Origin of the sequence: Serratia sp. BNK-33-b (assembly GCF_048684565.1) — a bacterium.
GTDB lineage: Bacteria > Pseudomonadota > Gammaproteobacteria > Enterobacterales > Enterobacteriaceae > Serratia > Serratia marcescens.
Window position 1 is genome coordinate 2,177,747 of record NZ_JBLQTZ010000001.1, and the last position, 20,559, is coordinate 2,198,305.

Annotated in this window: 21 protein-coding genes; 9 read left to right on the forward strand and 12 right to left on the reverse strand. The window is 58.8% G+C overall.

What is annotated here, in order from left to right:
* Position 1: 1 nt before the first annotated feature.
* Positions 2–709, reverse strand: a complete 708-nt coding sequence (mpaA, locus tag ACMGGK_RS10415) for a murein tripeptide amidase MpaA (RefSeq protein WP_028128339.1) — start codon at positions 707–709, stop codon at positions 2–4.
* Positions 710–915: 206 nt separating this feature from the next.
* Between mpaA and ACMGGK_RS10420 the strand changes: the two genes are divergently transcribed.
* Together ACMGGK_RS10420 and ACMGGK_RS10425 are read left to right on the forward strand one after the other, a co-directional pair.
* Positions 916–1,266, forward strand: a complete 351-nt coding sequence (locus ACMGGK_RS10420) for a hypothetical protein (RefSeq protein ID WP_015378006.1) — start codon at positions 916–918, stop codon at positions 1,264–1,266.
* Between the two features lie 158 nt (positions 1,267–1,424).
* The gene (locus tag ACMGGK_RS10425; RefSeq protein WP_033640165.1) at positions 1,425–3,059 is read left to right on the forward strand and encodes a peptide ABC transporter substrate-binding protein; all 1,635 of its coding nucleotides are present in this window, start codon (positions 1,425–1,427) and stop codon (positions 3,057–3,059) included.
* Positions 3,060–3,218: 159 nt separating this feature from the next.
* Here the strand turns inward: ACMGGK_RS10425 and ACMGGK_RS10430 are convergent, their stop codons facing one another.
* From ACMGGK_RS10430 to ACMGGK_RS10440, 3 genes are all read right to left on the reverse strand, one after another.
* On the reverse strand, positions 3,219–3,467 hold the full coding sequence (locus tag ACMGGK_RS10430) for a hypothetical protein (protein ID WP_004930507.1): 249 nt from the start codon (positions 3,465–3,467) through the stop codon (positions 3,219–3,221).
* A gap of 194 nt (positions 3,468–3,661) precedes the next feature.
* Entirely contained in the window at positions 3,662–4,753 is a 1,092-nt protein-coding gene (locus tag ACMGGK_RS10435; RefSeq protein WP_420276866.1) for a hypothetical protein, read from the reverse strand.
* Entirely contained in the window at positions 4,705–5,508 is an 804-nt protein-coding gene (locus ACMGGK_RS10440) for a hypothetical protein (RefSeq protein WP_420276867.1), read from the reverse strand. Before ACMGGK_RS10440 ends, ACMGGK_RS10435 begins: the two co-directional genes overlap by 49 nt.
* A gap of 50 nt (positions 5,509–5,558) precedes the next feature.
* On the opposite strand from ACMGGK_RS10440, the gene zntB reads away from it, so the two are divergent.
* Positions 5,559–6,542: a zinc transporter ZntB gene (zntB, locus tag ACMGGK_RS10445; protein WP_143779042.1), complete on the forward strand. Its 984-nt coding sequence runs from the start codon at positions 5,559–5,561 to the stop codon at positions 6,540–6,542.
* Between the two features lie 218 nt (positions 6,543–6,760).
* Here zntB and ACMGGK_RS10450 read toward each other — a convergent pair whose 3' ends face one another.
* The 3 genes from ACMGGK_RS10450 to nifJ all read right to left on the reverse strand — a co-directional run bounded on the left by ACMGGK_RS10450 (position 6,761) and on the right by nifJ (position 12,010).
* Positions 6,761–7,159: a VOC family protein gene (locus ACMGGK_RS10450; protein ID WP_004930496.1), complete on the reverse strand. Its 399-nt coding sequence runs from the start codon at positions 7,157–7,159 to the stop codon at positions 6,761–6,763.
* Between the two features lie 146 nt (positions 7,160–7,305).
* Positions 7,306–8,244 carry a tRNA 2-thiocytidine(32) synthetase TtcA gene (gene ttcA / locus ACMGGK_RS10455; RefSeq protein ID WP_004930494.1) on the reverse strand — a complete coding sequence of 313 codons (939 nt, stop codon included), beginning with the start codon at positions 8,242–8,244 and terminating at the stop codon, positions 7,306–7,308.
* 232 nt (positions 8,245–8,476) lie between these two features.
* Complete coding sequence (nifJ, locus tag ACMGGK_RS10460) at positions 8,477–12,010, reverse strand: pyruvate:ferredoxin (flavodoxin) oxidoreductase (protein ID WP_420276868.1); 3,534 nt, start codon at positions 12,008–12,010, stop codon at positions 8,477–8,479.
* A gap of 237 nt (positions 12,011–12,247) precedes the next feature.
* Here nifJ and ssmE point away from each other — a divergent pair, with 237 nt between their 5' ends.
* A complete protein-coding gene (gene ssmE / locus ACMGGK_RS10465) occupies positions 12,248–12,580 on the forward strand; it encodes a multidrug efflux SMR transporter SsmE (RefSeq protein WP_004930487.1) in 333 nt (110 codons plus the stop codon).
* A gap of 93 nt (positions 12,581–12,673) precedes the next feature.
* Here the strand turns inward: ssmE and ACMGGK_RS10470 are convergent, their stop codons facing one another.
* On the reverse strand, positions 12,674–12,871 hold the full coding sequence (locus ACMGGK_RS10470; RefSeq protein ID WP_143779040.1) for a hypothetical protein: 198 nt from the start codon (positions 12,869–12,871) through the stop codon (positions 12,674–12,676).
* A 186-nt stretch (positions 12,872–13,057) separates the two neighbouring features.
* On the opposite strand from ACMGGK_RS10470, the gene ACMGGK_RS10475 reads away from it, so the two are divergent.
* On the forward strand, positions 13,058–13,312 hold the full coding sequence (locus ACMGGK_RS10475; protein ID WP_016927569.1) for a DUF333 domain-containing protein: 255 nt from the start codon (positions 13,058–13,060) through the stop codon (positions 13,310–13,312).
* A 23-nt stretch (positions 13,313–13,335) separates the two neighbouring features.
* Here ACMGGK_RS10475 and hslJ read toward each other — a convergent pair whose 3' ends face one another.
* The 3 genes from hslJ to ACMGGK_RS10490 all read right to left on the reverse strand — a co-directional run bounded on the left by hslJ (position 13,336) and on the right by ACMGGK_RS10490 (position 15,240).
* Positions 13,336–13,764, reverse strand: a complete 429-nt coding sequence (gene hslJ / locus ACMGGK_RS10480) for a heat shock protein HslJ (RefSeq protein ID WP_033640169.1) — start codon at positions 13,762–13,764, stop codon at positions 13,336–13,338.
* 50 nt (positions 13,765–13,814) lie between these two features.
* Positions 13,815–14,807, reverse strand: a complete 993-nt coding sequence (locus tag ACMGGK_RS10485) for a 2-hydroxyacid dehydrogenase (protein WP_016927571.1) — start codon at positions 14,805–14,807, stop codon at positions 13,815–13,817.
* A gap of 142 nt (positions 14,808–14,949) precedes the next feature.
* The gene (locus ACMGGK_RS10490; protein WP_016927572.1) at positions 14,950–15,240 is read right to left on the reverse strand and encodes a putative quinol monooxygenase; all 291 of its coding nucleotides are present in this window, start codon (positions 15,238–15,240) and stop codon (positions 14,950–14,952) included.
* A 139-nt stretch (positions 15,241–15,379) separates the two neighbouring features.
* Between ACMGGK_RS10490 and ACMGGK_RS10495 the strand changes: the two genes are divergently transcribed.
* From ACMGGK_RS10495 to ACMGGK_RS10510, 4 genes are all read left to right on the forward strand, one after another.
* The gene (locus ACMGGK_RS10495; protein ID WP_197758311.1) at positions 15,380–16,204 is read left to right on the forward strand and encodes a LysR family transcriptional regulator; all 825 of its coding nucleotides are present in this window, start codon (positions 15,380–15,382) and stop codon (positions 16,202–16,204) included.
* A 324-nt stretch (positions 16,205–16,528) separates the two neighbouring features.
* A complete protein-coding gene (locus ACMGGK_RS10500) occupies positions 16,529–19,141 on the forward strand; it encodes a YdbH family protein (protein WP_350024201.1) in 2,613 nt (870 codons plus the stop codon).
* A complete protein-coding gene (locus ACMGGK_RS10505; RefSeq protein ID WP_004930472.1) occupies positions 19,138–19,335 on the forward strand; it encodes a YnbE family lipoprotein in 198 nt (65 codons plus the stop codon). The genes ACMGGK_RS10500 and ACMGGK_RS10505 overlap by 4 nt, the downstream gene beginning before the upstream one ends.
* An 8-nt stretch (positions 19,336–19,343) precedes the next feature.
* Complete coding sequence (locus ACMGGK_RS10510) at positions 19,344–19,667, forward strand: YdbL family protein (protein WP_049299369.1); 324 nt, start codon at positions 19,344–19,346, stop codon at positions 19,665–19,667.
* Positions 19,668–19,785: 118 nt separating this feature from the next.
* On the opposite strand, the gene azoR is transcribed toward ACMGGK_RS10510, so the two are convergent.
* The gene (gene azoR, locus ACMGGK_RS10515) at positions 19,786–20,391 is read right to left on the reverse strand and encodes an FMN-dependent NADH-azoreductase (protein ID WP_016927576.1); all 606 of its coding nucleotides are present in this window, start codon (positions 20,389–20,391) and stop codon (positions 19,786–19,788) included.
* Positions 20,392–20,559 lie beyond the last annotated feature (168 nt).

A 20,559-nucleotide genomic window follows, 5' to 3' on the forward strand; every position in this document is an offset into this window, starting at 1 on the left:
ATTAATTCGGGTAGGTCAACAGCTCGGTCATCGCGTCGATGTAACGCTCGCTGGCGGCATCGGCGGAGATCGGCGGGAATTCGGCGGTGATGCACGGCAGCGACAGATCCGCGCACCAGCTGCCGAACGAGCCGGGCGTTTCATAACCGACGCTGGTCACCAGCGGCAGCTCGAACTTGTGCGACAGCCAAACGCCGAGCCGCGAACTGGCGGGATCTTCGATGCAGGCCAGCGGCTCGTGGAACGACACCACCCAGTGCGGCTTCAGGCGATGGATCAGGTGACACAGCGCCTGGGTTTCCGGTTCGGAACCGGGGCGCCCGCCGGTGGAGAGTTTGACGTCGCGCACCGGCGCCGCGCTGTTCCAACGGTAGACGGTGTCGCCGGAGCGCCAGTTGGCGGCCGGGAAGTTGCGGTTCAGATCGACGCCGTTGGCATTGGCGCGCAGCCCCAGCTGGCAGCCGTCGGGGTTGACCGCCAGCACCACGTGGTGGCGCAACTGCTCGGGGGCGATGCTGCGCAGCGCGCAGGACAGGGTCACGATGGCGGCGCTCTCATCGCCGTGGGTGCCGGCGATGATCAGCCCGGTCTGCGGCCCGCCGTTCGCCGCCGGGAAATAGAGCAGCGGCGCGCCCAGCAGCGAGCTGCCGTAGTTCTCTCCTGCGATGGCCAACTGGCCACGTTCACTGCGTGGTCGATGTTCGGTCATGGTGTTGTCCCTGGATGAAAGGTCGAGAGTCATTGTCATTTTATTCAGTGTATTACGCTTTGAGACATCTTTCCCATCGCAATTGTGCGGCGTTTGCGCGATCTGTGAGGCCGCTGCGGTGAAAACGCCAATTAAACCGCACCTGGCCTGACGCTATTGTTATACTAACGGCAGTGCTAAGCCAATCACCCGCAAGAGGATTTAACATGCCAGTAGCCAGAATCATCGCCAGCTATAGCGAAAATGAAAATGACACCATCACGCTGCTGTGCGGCGTGGACGCTGAAAACCAGATCCGCCAGGGGGAATGGTTCGGCGTGGTGAAAAACGACGACGGGCGCGGTGACGAATCGAACTATCCGTTCACCCTGCATATCGATTACCAGAAAGATGCCTTCTACCTCGACTACGGTTATGACGACGCCGACGCGCGCCAGCTGCAAAAAACCGATATCTCGGCTCGTCCGCTGGCCGAGAAAGGCTTTTTCACCGTGTTCGATGAAGAAGAGGGCGAAGAGTTCAGCTACCGCATCAACAGCATCCACCTGTACGACTGACGGTCGCCGCTGCAAACACCGCCCGTGCCGCCCTGCGCCGCACGGGTTTTTTATCGCCTGAATCGCACTTTTTGCAACTTCTCGACCGCGGGCTCTAGGCCGGATGGATCTTGTGCTATATGATAAAAAATTCAGATGGTTAACGGGGGAAAATCATAATGACGGGAAGAAGAATGCAACGGGGTTTTCGTTTGGCGCTTTGCGCGGCGGCGATCGGCGCCTGTATGAGCAGCGCTATGGCGGCGCAGGTTCCCCCGGGCACCGCGTTGGCGGCCAAACAGGAAATCGTGCGCCACATTAAAGACGAACCGGCCTCGCTCGATCCGATCAAAGCGGTAGGCTTGCCGGAGGCTCAGCTGGCGCGCGATTTGTTCGAAGGGCTGGTCAATCAGGACGCCAGCGGTAAAGTGATCCCCGGCGTCGCCACGCGTTGGCAGACCAGCGACAACCAGACTTATATCTTCCATCTGCGCAAAGACGCGCGGTGGTCAAACGGTGACCCTGTTACGGCGAAGGATTTCGTTTACAGCTGGCAGCGGCTGGTAGAGCCGAAAAACCTGTCGCCGTTCGCCTGGTTCGCGCAGCTGGCGGGGATCCAGAACGCCGAGCAGATCATCAGCGGCAAATTGCCGGCCGATCGTTTAGGCGTGTCGGCGCCGGACGACTACACGCTTAAAGTGCAGCTGGACAAACCGGTGCCGTACTTCGTCAGCCTGACGGCCAACTTCAGCCTGTTCCCGGTCAATAAGACGGTGGTGGAAAAATACGGCAATGATTGGACCAAGGTCGGCAATCTGGTGGGCAACGGCGCGTTCAAACTGCAGGAGCGGGTGGTGAACGAGAAGCTGGTGCTGACGCCTAACGACCATTACTGGGATCATGCGCGTACCGTACTGACTAAAGTGACCTTCGTGCCGATCAACCAGGAATCCAACGCCACCAAGCGTTACCTGGCGGGTGACATCGACATCACCGAATCCTTCCCGAAAAACATGTATCAGAAGCTGCTGAAAGACATTCCGGGGCAGGTGTACACGCCGGATCAACTGGGCACCTATTACTACGCGTTCAACACCCAGCGCGCGCCAACCAACGACGTGCGGGTGCGCCAGGCTTTGTCCTACGCCATCGATCGCAAGATTATCGCGGAAAAAGTGCTGGGCACCGGCGAAAAACCGGCCTATCACTTCACGCCGGATGTGACCGCCGGGTTCAAACCGGAAGCGAGCTTGCTGCAACAGCAATCACAGGCGGAGTTGGATGCACAGGCCAAGGCGTTGCTGCAGGCGGCCGGTTACGGCCCGAACAACCCGCTGAAACTGACGCTGCTGTATAACACCTCGGAAAGCCACCAGAAGATCGCCATCGCCGTGGCCTCGATGTGGAAGAAAAAGCTCGGTATTGACGTCAAGCTGCAGAATCAGGAGTGGAAAACCTATATCGACAGCCGCAACACCGGCAATTTTGATGTGATCCGCGCCTCCTGGGTGGGTGACTATAACGAGGCGTCGACCTTCCTGTCGCTGCTGACCTCCACCCACAGCGGCAACATCGCCAAGTTCAAGAACGCGGACTACGACAAGCTGCTGGCGCAGGCGGGGCGGGAAACCAATCCGGCGGCGGTGACCGCCGATTACAACAAAATGGAACAGATCATTGCCGATCAGGCGCCGATCGCGCCGATTTACCAATACACCAACGGCCGCCTGATCAAACCGTGGGTAAAAGGCTACCCGATCACCAATCCGGAAGACGTGGCCTATAGTCAAACGATGTATATCATCAAACACTGAGTCGATTTATTGATCGCCCCCGTCTAATGCGGGGGCTTTATTTTCTCGACGCTGCAACAACGAAGGTAATTAATTTTTCCACGCGATAAACCCCGTTTAATAATAAACAGGGTTGCCATCATCACATTATTGTTTCGCTATTTCAGCGAGTGGTTACGCTTATAGACAGTCCCGCATGGCATCCACCACCACACGGCCACTCATGTCGGTTTGGGTGATGCGGTAGCTGGTGGGGTAAGAGCGACGAGTGCTGAAACGATCGTGGACGGAGACCTTGCCAATCTGCAGGCCGGCGGCGTTTTTCACCACGAACTCACTGATCTCTTCCTGGCCCTGGTTTTGCAAATGGATATTGCTGATTTTTTCCAGCGTATCGCTGGCGTTTATTTTTAAATGGTCGCGTAACATAACTACCTCCTCGTAGTGAGAAAAGTATATGCCCCTAAAATTTGCGCTGAAACAGCTTTGTGTTGATTTATTATTATCATTTTGAATTAAAATTGATAGCAATATGTTAAGTCATAATAATAACGCTATTGCCAGCGCTTTATCGGCGATATTGTCCGATTTATCGGCAAGGGTTTATTTCATTGCCGTTATTATTAGTCTGCATTAATGGGGAAAAGCGCCTGCCTGGCCGTCGGGGCGGGAAAGACGCAGGCGACATTGTGCCCGCAGCCGGGAACGATCGTTAACCGATGCGGCTTCTGGGGCGCCAGGTAACGCCGATCGTAGTCGGCGTAGGCCAGGGCGCGCTGCAATCGATAGGGGCCCTGCAGCTGGGCGGCGCAGGATTTGTCGAGTATCCGATAGTAGGCGCCCGGCGCGGTGCCGGTATCATCGGCGGCGGCCAGATAGGTGATATCGGCCGCAGCATAGCGCCGGCGAGCCGCGTCTGCGGCGCGCTGCAGGTGAGCGGGAAGCGTTTCCAGACCGAATTTCCAGCGATTGGCCTGCGGACAGCGGCCGGCGTCCAGCGTTTGCCAGCGGAAGCGGCAGGTTTTCTCACTGCCGCAGCTTCCCCAGCTTGTGGGCAGAGGGCGCAGACGATCAAAATAGAGCCAGCTGCCGGGATCGGCCACCACATAGCGCAGACGCACTCCGCTTGGCGGTTGAGCAAAGCCGACATAATGTTGCACGAACTGGGCGCCGGCGGAAAAACCGGCCACGGTTATCGACTGCAGCGACGGCCAACGCCGTTTCAGATCGGCCAGCAGGTTATCCATGGCGTTGAACGAGCCGGTTTTCCCGCTATTATCCAAATCGCCTGCGATCCACGAGCCGCAGCGCCAGAGAGCGTCACCGTCTTGCGGCCGGGGTAGACCGGCGGAATGGCAGTGGACGGCGAGTTTTACCGGCACCTGGAACAGCGGGGCGACCAGCAAGCTGTTGCCTCCCGCTCCCTGCGCGGCATCGATCGCCGCTTGCAACGTCTTGGCGGCGTCGCGTGGATGCCCGTGCATCACCACCAGCGCGGTACGCGGCTGGGGGCGGTGCTCATGGGCGACATAGTAAGAAAAATCGCCCGCCGCCGTCGCTACGCGAAACGGAACGGCGATGCGCTCCAGCGTCGGCTGCGCATAGGCCATTTGCCCGGCGAACAGCAGCGTCGCTATCGCGCGGCGAAACAAGCGGCGCATCCCCATCAGATACGGCACAGAACATCGCGCATTTGTCTTAGGAGTTCCCGACATCGTTGTTCCTCACGCGCCTGTTGATAGTAACGATAAAAGGCGCTTTCCGAGCTGAGATTGCCCGCCAGCATCAACTGTCTGAAAATCATGAATACCAGGCTAAGCATAATGATAGTAAACAATAAGCCGAGGAACAGCAGTTGCCAGCCGTCGCCGATGCGCGCATCGGGCAGATAGGTGATCGACGTGGTGGTGATTTCTACCCCACGCAGCCCCCATTGCGCCAGTGCCAGCAATAGCACCAGCAGCATGACGAACAGCAGGTACAGCAAGAAATAACGGCCGGAAAGCAAAAAACGTTTGAACTTGCTATCGGCGTTTGGCCGCAAAACGAAGCCTGCGGACGTGGCGCGCAGGATTTGCTGGCGGCCACCGGTGAAGCGATAACGTTCCAGCGCGGTCACGCTGTCCGGCAGCGCCAGCAGTAGCCGCAATGCCGTCAGCCTGATGGTTTTATTTCCCATATAGTCTCGAAACTGCAGCAGGCAAATGGGGGCGGCGTGGGGTTTCTCGACAGACTCGAGCAGTTTGAGCAGCTTATCGTGTTTTTCCCGCCGAATGCGAAAAGGGGTTTTGACCACGGCGATAAACAGCGTAATGACGGTCGGTAAGACGACTTTCAAGATATCTGCGGTGCTGATTGGTAACATGCGAGTCTCCTCTCGGGCTGTCTGGCGTTCCTTGCGGCAGAAGTATAGAACACGTTTATGGGACAACGAGAAAACTGGCGTTACAGCTTGGCCTTTGATCTCCAAGACGTTAACGCTAGACTCAGCAACATAAGCAAGACTGAGGGGATAAATGAATGGATGTGATTGAGGGGAGCGAGCTGCAGGTCGCCGATGCGGTTTACGCCTACCAGCTCGACGGCAAGGGGGGCGTCACGCCGATCGAACAGGATGACAAGATCACCTGCGACGTGCCGTGCTGGCTGCATCTTGATTACGCGCACCCGGCCAGCGCTGAATGGCTGAGTACCACGCCGCTGCTGCCGGACTCGGTGCGCGAAGCACTCTCCGGCGAAAGCTCACGGCCGCGCGTCAGCCGCCAGGGCGAAGGCACCATGATCACCCTGCGCAGCATCAACTTTAACGCTAATTCCCGGCCGGATCAGCTGGTTACCATCCGCGTATATATCACCGACAAGCTGATTATCTCCACCCGGCACCGCAAGGTGTATTCCATCGATCAGGTGGTGAACGATTTGCAAAGCGGCGCTGGGCCGACCAACAGCGGCAGCTGGCTGGTGGAAATTTCCGATGCGTTGACCGATCACACCAGCGAATTTATCGAGGATCTGCACGACAAGATTATCGATCTGGAGGACGCCTTGCTGGAGCAGCAGGTGCCGGAGCGCGGCCAGCTGGCGCTGATCCGTAAACAGCTGATCGTGCTGCGCCGTTACATGGCGCCGCAGCGCGACGTCTTCGCGCGGCTGGCCAGCGACCGCCTGCCGTGGATGAGCGACGACGATCGCCGCCGCATGCAGGATATCGCCGATCGCCTGGGACGGGGATTGGACGATCTGGACGGCAGCATTGCACGCACCGCCATCTTGTCCGACGAAATCACCACGGTGATGGCCGACGCGATGAACCGCCGCACTTACACCATGTCATTGTTGGCGATGGTATTTCTGCCCACCACTTTCCTGACCGGGCTGTTCGGGGTCAACCTTGGCGGTATTCCGGGCGGCGGTAATCCTTTCGGTTTCGCGGCATTTTGCCTGATGCTGGTCGGATTGGTGCTTGGCGTCGCCTGGTGGTTGAAGCGCAGCCGCTGGCTGTAGGCAAAAATGACGAAAACCCGGTTAACATTGAGCAATATCAACATTTAGCCGGGGGAAATGGGGCATGATCTCTCTCGCAGGTGAATGCAACGTCAAGCGATGGGCGTTGCGCTCCATAATTGTCTTACTTTCTTATTTTTGAATTACTGCATAGCACATTTGATTCGTACAATGCCGGTTTAATCACCGGCATTTTTTTATTCGGCTTCCTTTCTTCTTCAGGCCGCGCTTTCATCCCAGAAGCTGGCTTCAATCTTGTGCCCATCCAAATCCCGAACAAAGCAGCCGTAGTAAGCCTCGCCGTAATGCGGCCGCGAACCGGGCGCGCCTTCATCGACGGCGCCGGCCAGCAGCGCCTGGCGATGGAATTCATCCACCTGTTGCTTGCTGGTGGCGAAAAAACCGACGTGCGTGCCGTTGCCGGGTGAGGCCGGCCGGCCGTCGATCGGCACCTGTAGCCAAAACTCCGGGTAGTCGCGGCCGTAACCAATGGCGCCGGGATGCTCCAGCACCCGTCGGCAACCCAAAGCGGCCAGCGCACGATCGTAAAAGGCGGCGGCGGCCTCGAAATCGTTGGAGCCCAGCGAGACGTGGGACAGGCAGGGGGTGATATTCATTGCGCGATCTCCATATGACTGTATAAATAAACAGTATAGGGTAAAAACGGCACTGCCCAGCAAATTTTGCGCAAACTGTGAACAGGATCGAGATCGTCGGGAAAGGGAAATGTCGCCGCTCGCAGGATGGCAAGCGGCGAGGGGGCTTATTTGATTTCCAGCACGTTCAAACGCTCTGGCGCAGGCGCTGCGTCGTCCGAGTCTTCCGGCTGCCAGCCGACCGGCTGCATCGGGATGTCTTCGCGATCGAAGGCCAAATCGCCGCCGTCCACCACGGCGCTGCCGTGGTGAATGCCTTTGAAATCGAACAGGTTGATATCGCTCAGGTGCGAAGGCACCACGTTCTGCATGGCGCTGAACATGGTTTCCAACCGGCCTGGGTAACGCTTGTCCCAGTCGCGCAGCATGTCGCCGATCACCTGGCGCTGCAAATTAGGCTGCGAGCCGCACAGGTTGCATGGAATGATCGGGAACGCTTTGGCAATCGAGAAACGCTCGATGTCTTTCTCGCGGCAATAGGCCAGCGGGCGGATGACCACGTGTTTGCCGTCGTCGCTCATCAGCTTGGGCGGCATGCCTTTCATCTTGCCGCCGTAGAACATGTTGAGGAACAGCGTCTGCAGAATGTCGTCGCGGTGGTGGCCCAGTGCGATCTTGGTGGCGCCCAGTTCGGTGGCGGTGCGGTACAGAATGCCGCGGCGCAGGCGCGAACACAGTGAACAAGTGGTTTTCCCTTCCGGGATCTTGTCTTTAACGATGCTGTAGGTGTTTTCTTCGACGATCTTGTATTCCACCCCCAGGCTTTCCAGATAGGCGGGCAGAATATGCTCCGGGAAGCCGGGCTGTTTCTGATCGAGGTTCACCGCCACCAGCGAGAAGTTGACCGGCGCGCTTTGCTGCAGATTGCGCAGGATCTCCAGCATGGTGTAGCTGTCTTTGCCGCCGGACAGACAGACCATGATGCGGTCGCCTTCTTCAATCATATTGAAATCGGCGATCGCTTCGCCCACGTTGCGGCGCAGGCGCTTTTGCAATTTGTTCAGGTTGTACTGCTCTTTTTGGCTAACGGATTGCTTTTCTGACATTTAAATCGTGCTCATTCTCAATGGGGGGCACTAGGGGCATGGGGTTGTAGACCGCGAGTTTACCATTCAACCGGCCAATTTTGATCATTATTCATCATCCTGCTTCCATGCGCCCGACGCGAGGCCTGTATGGTACGGATTGCGCGCCGGAATGCCAGCAGGTTTTGTTGCTGCGATTTACGCCGGCGGTAGTAAAAGAACAGGGCGCGAATCGCTCGCGCCCTGACAGGGGTTACTCAGCGGCGGACTTTTCCGCCTTGCCGGCCAGCAGGCTGAGGAAATCGTATTTCTCCTTCAGCTCTTTCTCGGCGGCCTGATACAGCGCGCTGGCCACCTCCGGCTGCTGCGCGTTTAGGCGACGGAAACGCTGCTCGTTCAGCAACGTTTCAGCCAGGCTGCTGTTCGGCGGCCGCGAATCCAGCGCCAATGCGGCCTTGCCCTCGGCGCTGCGGCGCGGATCGAAGCGGTACAGCGGCCAGAAGCCGGTGGCGGTCAGCTGTTTCATCTGATCGTGGCTGAGCGCCAGATCGTAGCCGTGCTCTTCGCACGGGCTGTAGGCGATGATCAGCGACGGCCCCGGATAGGCCTCGGCTTCCTGAATCGCTTTCACCGTCTGGTTAAGCTGCGCCCCCAGCGAGATCTGCGCGACGTAGACATGGCCGTACATCATCATGCTGACGCCCAGATCCTTGCGCGCCTTGCGCTTGCCGTGCTCGCCGAACTTGGTCACCGCGCCCAGCGGCGTGGCTTTCGACTGCTGGCCGCCGGTGTTGGAGTAGCACTGAGTGTCGAGCACCAGCACGTTGACGTTCTCCGTCAGGCTGAGCACGTGATCCAAACCGCCGAAGCCGATGTCGTAGGCCCAACCGTCCCCGCCGATCAGCCAGATGGATTTATCCACCAGGTAATCGGCATCGGCCGCCAGCTGGCGTGCGTCTTCACCTTCGAAACTCGCCAACAGCGTGCGCAGTTCGGCGATTTGCTTCCGGCGCGGCTCCGGCGCCACGTCGTCCATCTGCAAGGCATTGACCAACTGCTCCGGCAGCTGCGGCGCCAGCGAGTTCAGCAGGCGCAGCACCCGTGCGCGATGTTGATCGACCGTCAGACGGAAGCCCAGGCCGAATTCGGCGTTGTCTTCGAACAGCGAGTTGGCCCACGCCGGCCCGCGCCCTTCGGCATTGGTGGTGTAAGGCGTGGTCGGCAGATTGCCGCCGTAGATCGAGGAACAGCCGGTGGCGTTGGCGATCAGCAAACGGTCGCCATAGAGCTGGGTCAGCAGCTTGATGTACGGCGTTTCGCCGCAGCCGGAGCAGGCGCCGGAGTATTCGAACAGCGGCGTGATCAGCTGCGAGGTGCGAATGTCGATGCGCTCCAGCTGCGCCGGATCGATTTCCGGCAGCTGCAGGAAGAAGTCGTAGTTGTCTTTTTCCGCCGTCAGATTATCGAGGCGCGACGCCATGTTGATGGCTTTGATCTCCGGGTTCTGGCGATCTTTCGCCGGGCAGACCTCGACGCACAGGTTACAGCCGGTGCAATCTTCCGGCGCCACTTGCAGTACGTATTTCTGGCCGCGCATATCGCGCGCTTTGACATCCAGAGACTGCAGAGAGGCGGGGGCGTGTTCCATCTCCGCCGGCTGAACCACTTTGGCGCGAATGGCGGAGTGCGGGCAGGCGGCGACGCAGTGGTTGCACTGGGTGCACAGGTCGGGCTGCCAGATCGGGATCGCTTCGGCGATGTTGCGCTTTTCCCACTGGGTGGTGCCCACCGGCCAGGTGCCGTCCGGCGGGAAGGCGGAAACCGGCAGCGCATCGCCCAGCCCGGCCAGCATCGCGGCGGTAACGGTTTTGACGAAGTCCGGCGCGGCGTCCGAGACCACCGGCGGGCGCATCGGGCTGCTGTCGTCGACCGGCTGCAGCGGAATTTCAATCAGTGCACCGCGGGTGGCGCCCAGCGCCTGCCAGTTGCGCTCGACGATCTCTTGGCCCTTGCTGCTGTAGCTGCGGGCGATGGCGTCCTGCAGCTGTTGCAGCGCCACGTCGCTCGGCAGGATCTGCGTCAGGTGGAAGAACGCCATCTGCATCACGGTGTTGATGCGCGCGCCGAGCCGGCATTCGCGCGCCAGCTTGGCGGCGTTGATGATATAGAAACGCGCCTGGCGTTGGTACAACAACGCCTGAACCTCCTGCGGCAGGCGCGACCAGACCTCATCGGCGCCGTAAGGGGTATTGAGCAGGAAGGTGCCGCCGGGCTTCAGGCGTTCAACCATCTGGTACTTATCGATAAACTGCAGCTGGTGGCAGCCGACGAAATCCGCCTGGCTGACCAGATAGGCCGAATTGATCGGCTGCTCGCTGACGCGCAGATGCGACACCGTCAGGCCGCCGGCCTTTTTGGAGTCGTAGACGAAATAGCCCTGCGCATACAGCGGCGTGGCGTTGCCGATGATTTTGATGTTGTTCTTGGTGGCCGAGACCGAACCGTCGCTGCCCAAACCGTAGAACAGCGCTTCCAGCGAGGCGCGCTGCGGCAGGACTTCGTCGCTCAGCGGCAGTGAAAGCCCGGTGACATCATCGAAGATGCCGACGGTAAAGCGCGGGCGCGGCTGCGGCTGGGCCAGCTCACGGAACACCGCCAGCGCACAGTCCGGGCCGAACTCTTTCGACGACAGGCCGTAACGGCCGCCGATCACCCGCGGCAGCGTGGCGCGCTCGCCTCGGCTGTAGGCTTCCGCCAGCGCGGTCATCACGTCCAGATACAGCGGCTCGGCCAGCGCGCCCGGTTCTTTGGTGCGATCGAGCACCGCGACGCTGCGCACGCTGTCCGGCAGCGCGCCGAGCAGATGCTGGGCGGAGAACGGCCGGAACAGCCGCACCTTCAGCACGCCGACTTTCTCGCCGCGGGTCAGCAGGGTGTCGATCACTTCTTCGCAGGTGCCGGCGGCGGAGCCCATCACCACCACCACGCGTTCGGCCTGCGGGTGGCCGTAATAGTCGAACGGCCGATAGTGGCGGCCGGTGAGGGCGGCGAAGGCTTCCATGGCGTCGATCACGTGTTGGCCGGTGGCGTCATACCACGGGTTGGTGGCTTCGCGCGACTGGAAATAGGTGTCCGGGTTGGCGGAAGTGCCGCGCACCACCGGATGATCCGGCGACAGCGCCCGGCTGCGGTGGGCGTCGATCGCCGCCTGCGGCAGCATGTGCCGCAGCGTATCGTCGCTGAGAGGCACAATCTTGTTGATCTCGTGCGAGGTGCGGAAACCGTCGAAGAAATGGATAAACGGCACGCGCGCGTTGAGGGTGGCGGTCTGTGAGATCAGCGCGAAGTCCTGCGCCTCCTGCACGCTGCCGGCGCACAGCATGGCGCAGCCGGTTTGGCGCACCGCCATCACGTCCGAATGGTCGCCGAAGATGGACAGCGCATGCGTGGCCACGGTGCGCGCGGCGACGTGCAGCACGAACGGCGTCAGCTCGCCGGCCAGTTTGTACAGCGTGGGGATCATCAGCAGCAGACCCTGCGATGAAGTGAACGAGGTCGACAGCGCGCCGGTTTGCAAGGCGCCGTGCACGGTGGCGATCGCGCCGCCTTCCGACTGCATTTCCACCACCCGGGGGATATCGCCCCAGATGTTTTGCCGGCCATCGCCGGACCAGGCGTCCGCCTGCTCCGCCATGGTGGAGCTTGGCGTGATAGGGTAGATGGCAATCACTTCGTTGGTGCGATAGGCCACGGAAGCGACTGCATTATTACCATCTGTAGTTATCATCGGCGTTACCTTTTCATTGCTCACAAAGCCGCGAAAGCGCACTTTCGCAGTAATGGAAAAAAGTCTAACAGAGGGGGCGAACGTGGCTTTATCGTGTTTGTGTGGCGGGTGATAAATCGTCAAAGGCGTATTTCCTCGCCGATTAGGGGCCGGGGCAATAAATTGTTTTCACCGTTTAAAGACAATTTATTTCCGGCGCGTCATAATTGCGCATCGGCAAATTGACAGAAGAAAACCATGAGCGCATTTATGTATTTGACGATGGCGATAGTCGCGGAAGTGATCGCCACCACCATGTTGAAAGCCTCTGAGGGCTTTACCCGCCTGTGGCCGTCGCTGCTGGTGGTGCTGGGCTACGGCGTGGCGTTTTGGGGGCTGTCGATGGTGGTCAAAAGCATGCCGCTGGGCATCGTGTATGCGATTTGGTCGGGCATGGGCATCGTGCTGGTGTCGGTCGCCGCAGTGTTCGTTTATCAGCAAAAATTGGATTGGCCGGCGATCGTCGGCATGGGATTAATTATTGCCGGCGTGCTGGTGATTAATTTACTGTCGAAAGCCTCGGTGCACTGAGTGTTATTTTAATGTAAAAAAAGGCCGGCATGACAGCAAGTCGCGCCGGTTGAAGAATTCAGTCATCATTCACTGAAAATAGTGGAATGCTAATTACTTAGCGCCGCCAGCATAGACGCAAATATCGTTCTCTCCGGTAGCAAAAAATGCGCCGCCGCAATGAAAGCACGCGAAGATAATTAATACCAATGTCGCGGGAAAAACTTCCTCGATGGCAGCGGTGACGTTATCACTTTTTGCGTGCAGCCAGCGCCTGGCAGCGAGTGGCGCCGTCACGGAAATATTCTGCAAACAAAATAAATGTCCGGCCGGCGCAAAAAAACGACAAATAATGGCTGGAATATATTTTCATTATTTATATATCGAGCTAGATTAAACAAGTTTGCATCAAAGATAGCGAAACGTGTCCGCCAAGTGACGCGCGTTATCAGCAATGGCGATTTTACACAGCGCAGTTCCGGGTTCAGGAGTGGGATAATGACGACATCAAAATGGCTGCTTGCCAGCGCCGTGCTGCTTTTAGCCGCCTGCAGCAGCAATAACGAAGAGCCAGTACAGCAGGGCAACAGTGCCAGAATCAATACGTTGCAGACCAGCACCGGTTGCGCGGCGGTCGGTGGCGTTACCACCATCGCGCACAATTTGAACGGTGAAGCGCTGCGCATGTGCCAGATGCCGAACGGCAAGCAGTGCGAAGAGCGCACGCTGGCCCTGGGCAGCTGCGCCGGGTAAGCCCCGGCGCCTGGCCTGCAGGATCAATACACCCAATCGCGCAGGGTATAAATAAGCGTGTGGCCGCTGCCGGTGAGCGTCAGCTGCTGTGCGTTTAGCGTCACTTCGGCGCCGTTTTCCAGCACGGTGCCGATCACCCGATCCCAGCGGTTGCGCTGCTCATCAGGGCACAGCTTGCGCGTCGTGGCCAGCGATTTCACCGTCAGCACGCCGTCGCGTAATTGCCCCTGACCGAAAAAGCGGTTGCACATCGTGCCGGAGACATGCAGGTTCTCGCCGAACTCCAGATTGAGCAGGCCGCCGCCCGCCGGTGATTTTGCCGTGTCGCCATCCACGCTTTGCAACACGAAGTTGTGATGCAGCAGATCGCCTGGCGTGACGGCCGTGTGTGGTTTCATGCTGCACCCCGCTAAGGCCAGCGCCGCAAGGGCGGCCACCGTGGTTTTTCTCATCGCGTTCTCTCAAATAAACAGGGCGCCGCAAGGGCGCCCCGAGGTTACGCTCAGGCGTTCAACTGGTTCGGGCAGGCTTCGCCGCGATCCAACTGGCTGATGTTCTGCAGCGTGGTTTGGGAAATGCTGGTCAACGCCTCTTCGGTCAGGAAAGCCTGATGGCCGGTGAACAGCACGTTGTGGCAGGCCGACAGGCGGCGGAACACGTCATCCTGAATCACGTCGTTAGACTTGTCCTCAAAGAACAGATCGCGTTCGTTCTCGTAGACGTCCATCCCGAGGGCGCCGATTTTTTGCTGCTTCAGCGCATCGATGGCGGCGGTGGAGTCGATGAGCGCGCCGCGGCTGGTGTTGATCACCATTACGCCGTTTTTCATCATCGCGAAGGCGTCGGCATTCAGCAAATGGTGGTTCTCCGGCGTCAGCGGGCAGTGCAGGGTGATCACGTCGGATTGCGCGTACAGCGTCTTCAGATCGACATACTCCGCGCCCAGTTCCAGCGCCTGTTCGCTCGGGAACGGATCGTAGGCCAGCAGCTTCATGCCGAAGCCTTTCAGAATGCGCATTGTCGCCACGCCGATTTTACCAGTGCCGATCACGCCGGCGGTGCGATTGTGCATGTTAAAACCGATTAGCCCTTCCAGCGAGAAGTTGGCGTCACGGGTACGCTGATAAGCGCGGTGAATACGGCGGTTCAGGCACATCATCATGCCTACCGCGTGTTCCGCCACGGCCTCCGGCGAGTAGGCCGGCACGCGCACCACCTTGATGCCCAGTTCTTTGGCGGCGTCCAGATCGACGTTATTAAAACCGGCGCAGCGCAGGGCGAGAATTTCGACGCCCAGCGCCGCCAGTTCTTCGAGCACTTCACGGCTGCCGTCGTCGTTGACGAAGATACACACCGCCTTGCAACCGGCGGCCGTTTTGGCGGTTTTTTTACTGAGTAAAAAGTCGAAGAATTCCAGCTCATAGCCAAACTGCTGGTTCACCAGTTCGAGGTATTTACGGTCATACTGTTTGGTACTGTATATCGCCAATTTCATCGTGGTTTCTCCACCGTGATTTTGTGATCAATTTAACAGATTTTAGTAAATTCGACAATTGGTTAGCGGTTTGTCCTGCACGGGGTTTGTCCGATGAAACAGGGGGATGAAACCGGCCCGCATTGGGCCGGTTCACGCGATGTTAGCGAGCGATTTCCGTGTAATGGTGCTCATCGTAATCATGGGTCAAATACCCGTTGACGGCATCGTTAAAGGCGATCCAATGCGGCGTTTTCTGGTGTGCCGAAAGCGCCGCCTTATCGTCCCAGTTTTCGATCAGCGCATAGCTGTTTTCATCGTTCTGGCATTGCCAAAGCTGGTAAAAAGAGCAGCCGGTTTCTTTATTGGATTCCTGCACCATAGTGTTGAGCAGACTGAGAAAAGCTGGGCGTTTGGCCGGGTTGACCTGAAAAAAGACGTTGAGCGTGATCATGGTTTATTTCCTCTGTCGATAATGAAACTGGAATTTCCAGGAGGCAGCAATGTGCTGACTGCGAGCATTCTATGGGCTTGATGGTTGATTAAAAGTGAAATAAAGTTCGGTTATCATTCATTTTTGGTGAAGGTTTGTGGTGTTGAAACGAGCTCAGTTGGTCACCTTTTGCATGGTGGTTGAGTCGGAGAGTCTCACGGCTGCGGCGGAGCGGCTGTTTTGCGTGCCCTCTAACGTGACCAAGAAATTAAAAGAGTTGGAAACGGCGTGTGGCGTTACGCTATTTGAGCGTGAGCGCAATCGGCTGTCGCTCACACCGGAAGGCCGGGCGCTTTACCATAAGGCCAAGCGCTTTTTGGCTATCGAAGAGCGGGCGCGAGCGCAGCTTGAACAGGATCCGGTACAGGGTGAATTGAAGCTTGGCGCGCTGGATATCGCCTTGAGTCATCATCTGCCGCAAAAGTTGGCGCATTACCGTGCGCAGAACCGCCGCGTTCAGTTGAGTGTGGTGCAAGGCTATTCGCTGGATCTGGAGTTTCAATTGCAAAAAGGGACTCTGGACGTGGTGTTTTCAGATGGGCCGATAGAACATCCGCAGCTGCAGAGCCGGCGTGCTTTTCAGGAGCGTTTGGTCTTCATTGGCGGGGCGTATCAGCCAGCGTTGCTGGCAAAAAGCGATCTCTATGTTTATTCGCGTCAATGCCACTATCGCCATCTGGTGGACGCCTGGCTGCAAAAGCAGCAAATCATCCCCGCCGCGCTGCTGGAGGTGGAATGCTACGACGTGATATTCGCCTGCGTAACAGCGGGGTTGGGGTATGCGTTTGTCCCTGAAAGCCTCGCGCGACAGCGGGAGGTGGCGTATATCGAGTGCGGGAATGAAATGCGCAGCGATATTTATGCTATCTGGCGTAAAGCGAGCGACAGCCGCATAGTACAGGCTTTTATTGAGGCCGTGATTTGAAATTAACGGCAAAAAAATCCCCACGGGGGTGTGGGGAATGGCTTCTCTAGTACACAGTTAGCTAGCAGCTAAACTTTTATTAGAATGGTTGCAAGACTATTAATCATCAACGGTAACAACAATAACAAAAGTCTGAAAACTGTCCTGTTAATGTGATGTAGTTGTAACGAAAATCTACAACTCCGCACACGTTTGCGCCAAAAAGGTGCAAATCGCTTCTGCGAGCCCGCTCGGCTTCACCCTATGTCAAATTCGTGCCATCATTATTGTCAATTCAGGCATAGACTTAACCAATGCCTAACTCAGGAACGAAGCAATCATTTAATGACCAGGCGATTGAAAGTATTCATAGGGACGGTGGCGGGCTGCGCAATCCTGGTGCTGGCGTTGTGGCAAACCTTGCCGCGCTGGCTGCCGGGGGTGTTATCGCATTGGTTGCCGGCGGGGAGCCGCCTGGAATTGCAGGGCAAATTGCACTGGCGCCAGGGCGGCCTGGCATTGGCGGGGGCGCGTTTCACTGCGCAAGATTGCCTGTTGGCCAACGTCGGGCCGACGCGGCTGGCTTACCGCCAGGGCCGCTGGCAGCTGTCGAGCGATAAGGTCAGCGTCGATAGCGCCTGTTTGTCAAAACTGCCGAGCGGCGACGCCAACAGCGCGCCGCTGGCGCTCGATCAGCTGCAGCAACAGCTGCCGCCGCTGGATCTCACCATTAATGACCTGACGCTCATTCCCTGGCAGCGCTATGCCGGCAAGCTGCAGCTTTCCTCCGGCCCCGACGGGCAACGTCTGCATTATCGGGGGCCGAATCTCAGCGCCGAGGCGCAGCTGGATGAAAAACAGCAGCTGACGTTGCAGAGCCTGACCGTGGTTCCGCCCAACAGCGCACAACCGCTGCACCTCGCCGGCAAGATAACCATTCCGTTGGATCTGGCTAGCCTGCCGACGCAGGGCGCGTTGCAGGGGGAAATGCAGACCGCCTATCTGGAAAAACCGGTATTGCTGGACATGCGCTGGCAACAGCAGCAGGGCGTGTTGACGGTAAGCGAAAAAGGCGACGATCGCCCGCTGGCGGTGTTGCCGTGGGAAGTCGCGCCGCAGCGGGTCAGCATCAAGCAGGGCGAGTGGCGTTGGCCGTACAGCGAGCAGCCGTTGAACGGCGGGCTCAGCATCGCGCTGCACGATTGGAGCAAAGGGCTGGATGAAACGGAGATCAGCGCGCGGCTGAACGTCATCACCGCGGGTCACAACGGCAAGGGCAATGCGGTGCTCACCCTCGGGCCGGGCAAGGTGGGGTTGACCGACAGCGATCTGCGCTTCCAACTGACCGGCCAGGCCAATCTGGCCGACTTTTCCACTACCGCGTCGATCCCGGGCGTGATCGGCGGCAGCATTCTCAACCCGACGCTGGTGCTGCAGCCGGGTTCGCTGCTGCGCCTGTGGGGCAAGGTGACGCCGGAAATGACGCTGGAAGAGGCGCGTTTGCCGCTGGCGGGCGTGAAGGTGACCGCCGCCGGTATCACCGGCCGCCTGCAGGCGATTTTGAGCGCCAGCGACAGTTACTGGGGCCGCTTCAAGCTGCATCTGGACGGCCAGGCGCAGGATTTCTGGCCGGACAAGGGCAACTGGCAATGGCGTTACTGGGGCAATGGCCGCTTGCCGCCGCTGCAGGCCGCCTGGGACGTCGCCGGCAGCGGCCGTTGGCGCGACAGTGAGTTGGTGCTCGACAAACTTTCCACCGGCTTCGATAAGTTGAAGTACGGTCTGGTGACGGTCGCCGCGCCGCGCCTGAGCCTCAATCAGCCGCTGCGCTGGCGGCGTGATGAACAAAGTCCGCAGTTCAACGGCGAGTTGCAGCTGGCGGCGGATAAGGTCAGCTTCAGCGACGGCGGCTATCTGCCGGCGCCGGTGCTGGCGCTGCAGGTAAACGGCCGTTCGCCGGACAGTTTCCAACTGCAGGGCAAACTGCAGGCGCAACAGATTGGGCCGATCGCGCTGCGCGGCCGTTGGGACGGCGAACGTCTGCGCGGCGAAGCCTGGTGGCCGAAACAGTCGCTGAAGGTGTTCCAACCGCTGCTGGCGCCGGATCTCAATCTCACGCTGCGCGACGGCGAGTTTTACGCGCAGTCGGCGTTTTCCGCCGCGCGCGAACAGGGGTTCGAGGCCGGTGGCCACTGGGTGGTGAAAAACGGCGGCATGTGGCTGAAGGACGGCGAGATGAGCGGCCTGGATTTTATCCTGTCGTACCGGTTCAAGCAGCATCACTGGCAATTGGGGGCCAAACAGCCGGTGTCGCTGCGCATCAAGTCTTTCACCAACCTGTTCGAGATGCAGAACATTTCCGCCGATTTGCAGGGCACCTATCCTTATAGCGAAGGGCAGCCGCTGACGTTGAGCAACGTCGGCGTGGACATGCTCAACGGGCATATCAGCCTGTCGGCACTGCGGTTGCCGCAGCATGACGCCGCAGTGCTGAAGCTGGACAAGGTCGATCTCAGCGCGCTGTTTACCGCCCTGAAACCGAAGCAGTTCGCCATGTCCGGCCGCGTCGACGGCGAGTTGCCGCTGTTCCTGAATCACCCGAAATGGCTGGTGCAAAACGGCTGGATCGCCAACGCCGGCACATTGACGCTGCGCCTGGACAAAGACATGGCCGACGCCATCGGCAGCAACAACCTGGCGACCGGCGCGGCGATCGACTGGCTGCGCTACATGGAAATCAACCGTTCGCACGCCCGGGTCGATCTCGACAACCTGGGCGAGCTGACGCTGAGCGCGCGCATCGACGGCATCAACCCGCAGAAAAGCGCCAAGCGCGAGGTGATCCTGAACTATCGCCATCAGGAAAACGTGTTTCAGCTGTGGCGCAGTTTGCGCTTCGGCGACAATTTACAGGAGTGGCTGGAGCAGGCCCTCTCACAACCTGGGGAGCAACAATGAAAATCATGAGTGTGTCGGCGCTGGCAGCGGTGCTGTGCGTTTCGCTGCTGAGCGGCTGCGTGCCGCGCATCGAGGTGGCGACGCCGAAGGATCCGATCACCATCAATATGAACGTCAAGATCGAGCATGAAATTCATATCAAGGTGGATAAGGACGTCGAAAACCTGCTGAAAACCCAAAGCGGTCTGTTCTAGGAGCCGACATGAAAAAACGTTATTTGTGGCTGGCCGGCGCCGCCTGGCTGTTCAGCGGCCTGGCGATGGCGTTGACGCTGGATGAGGCGAAGCAGCAAGGTCGGGTGGGGGAAACCCTGAGCGGTTATATCGCGCCGGTGAAGCAGGACGCGGAAACCCTGGCGCTGGTGAAACGCATCAACGCCGGCCGCGCCGAGAAGTATCAGGAAGTGGCGGACGGCAACCATATCGCCGTCGACGAAGTGGCGCGCATGGCCGGGCAAAAGCTGGTGACGCGCGCGCAAAGCGGCGAGTATGTGCGCGGCATCAACGGGCAGTGGCTGAAGAAATAAAAAAAGCGCGCCGTCTGGCGCGCCAAAAGATACGGATAGATGATTATTATGAGGGTAGTGCAGGTTTGACAGGACTTGCCTCTTGTCCGGCAGGGGCACGGCGCCCCTGCGCAGGGTCTTAGGCAGCAACCACCTGAGACAGGGCCGCCTTGGCGTCTTCCTGTGCTTTGGTCGCCACTTCCGGGCCATAGGCGATGCCTTCCGCGAAGACGAACTCCACGTCGGTGATGCCGATGAAGCCCAGGAACAGACGCAGGTAAGGTTCTACCAGGTCGGTCGGGGTGCCTTTATGGATGCCGCCGCGGCTGGTCAGGATCACGGCGCGTTTGTTTTTCACCAGGCCTTCCGGACCGTTTTCGGTGTAACGGAAGGTCACGCCGGCGCGGGCAACCAGGTCGAAATAGTTTTTCAGCTGGGTCGGGATGTTGAAGTTGTACATCGGTGCGGCAATCACGATGACGTCATTGGCCTGCAGCTCGGCGATCAGCTCGTCCGACAGCGCCAGCGCTTCTTGTTGACGCGGGGTCAACGGAGCATCGGAAGGACGCAGCGCGCCGACCAGTTCGCCGTCCAGCACCGGGATTGGCTGTGCGGCCAGATCGCGCACGGTGATGGTGTCGCCGCCATGGGCGTTGCTCCATTGCTCTACGAAGAAATCGGCCAGTTGGTTAGACTGAGAGTAGGTCGCCAGGATGCTTGATTTCAGAACCAATACGTTGCTCATCGATAATTCCTTACGTTGTGACAGTGACATCAGGACTCAGCGTCCCTTGCATGAAGTACATGCTATTCACATTCCACACACAGTGATAGCGCAATATTTCGAGATCTTCGTTCGATTTTATTGAATAACATGCCGAGGCTTTACTCGCGAAAGTAGGGAGGAAAAGCC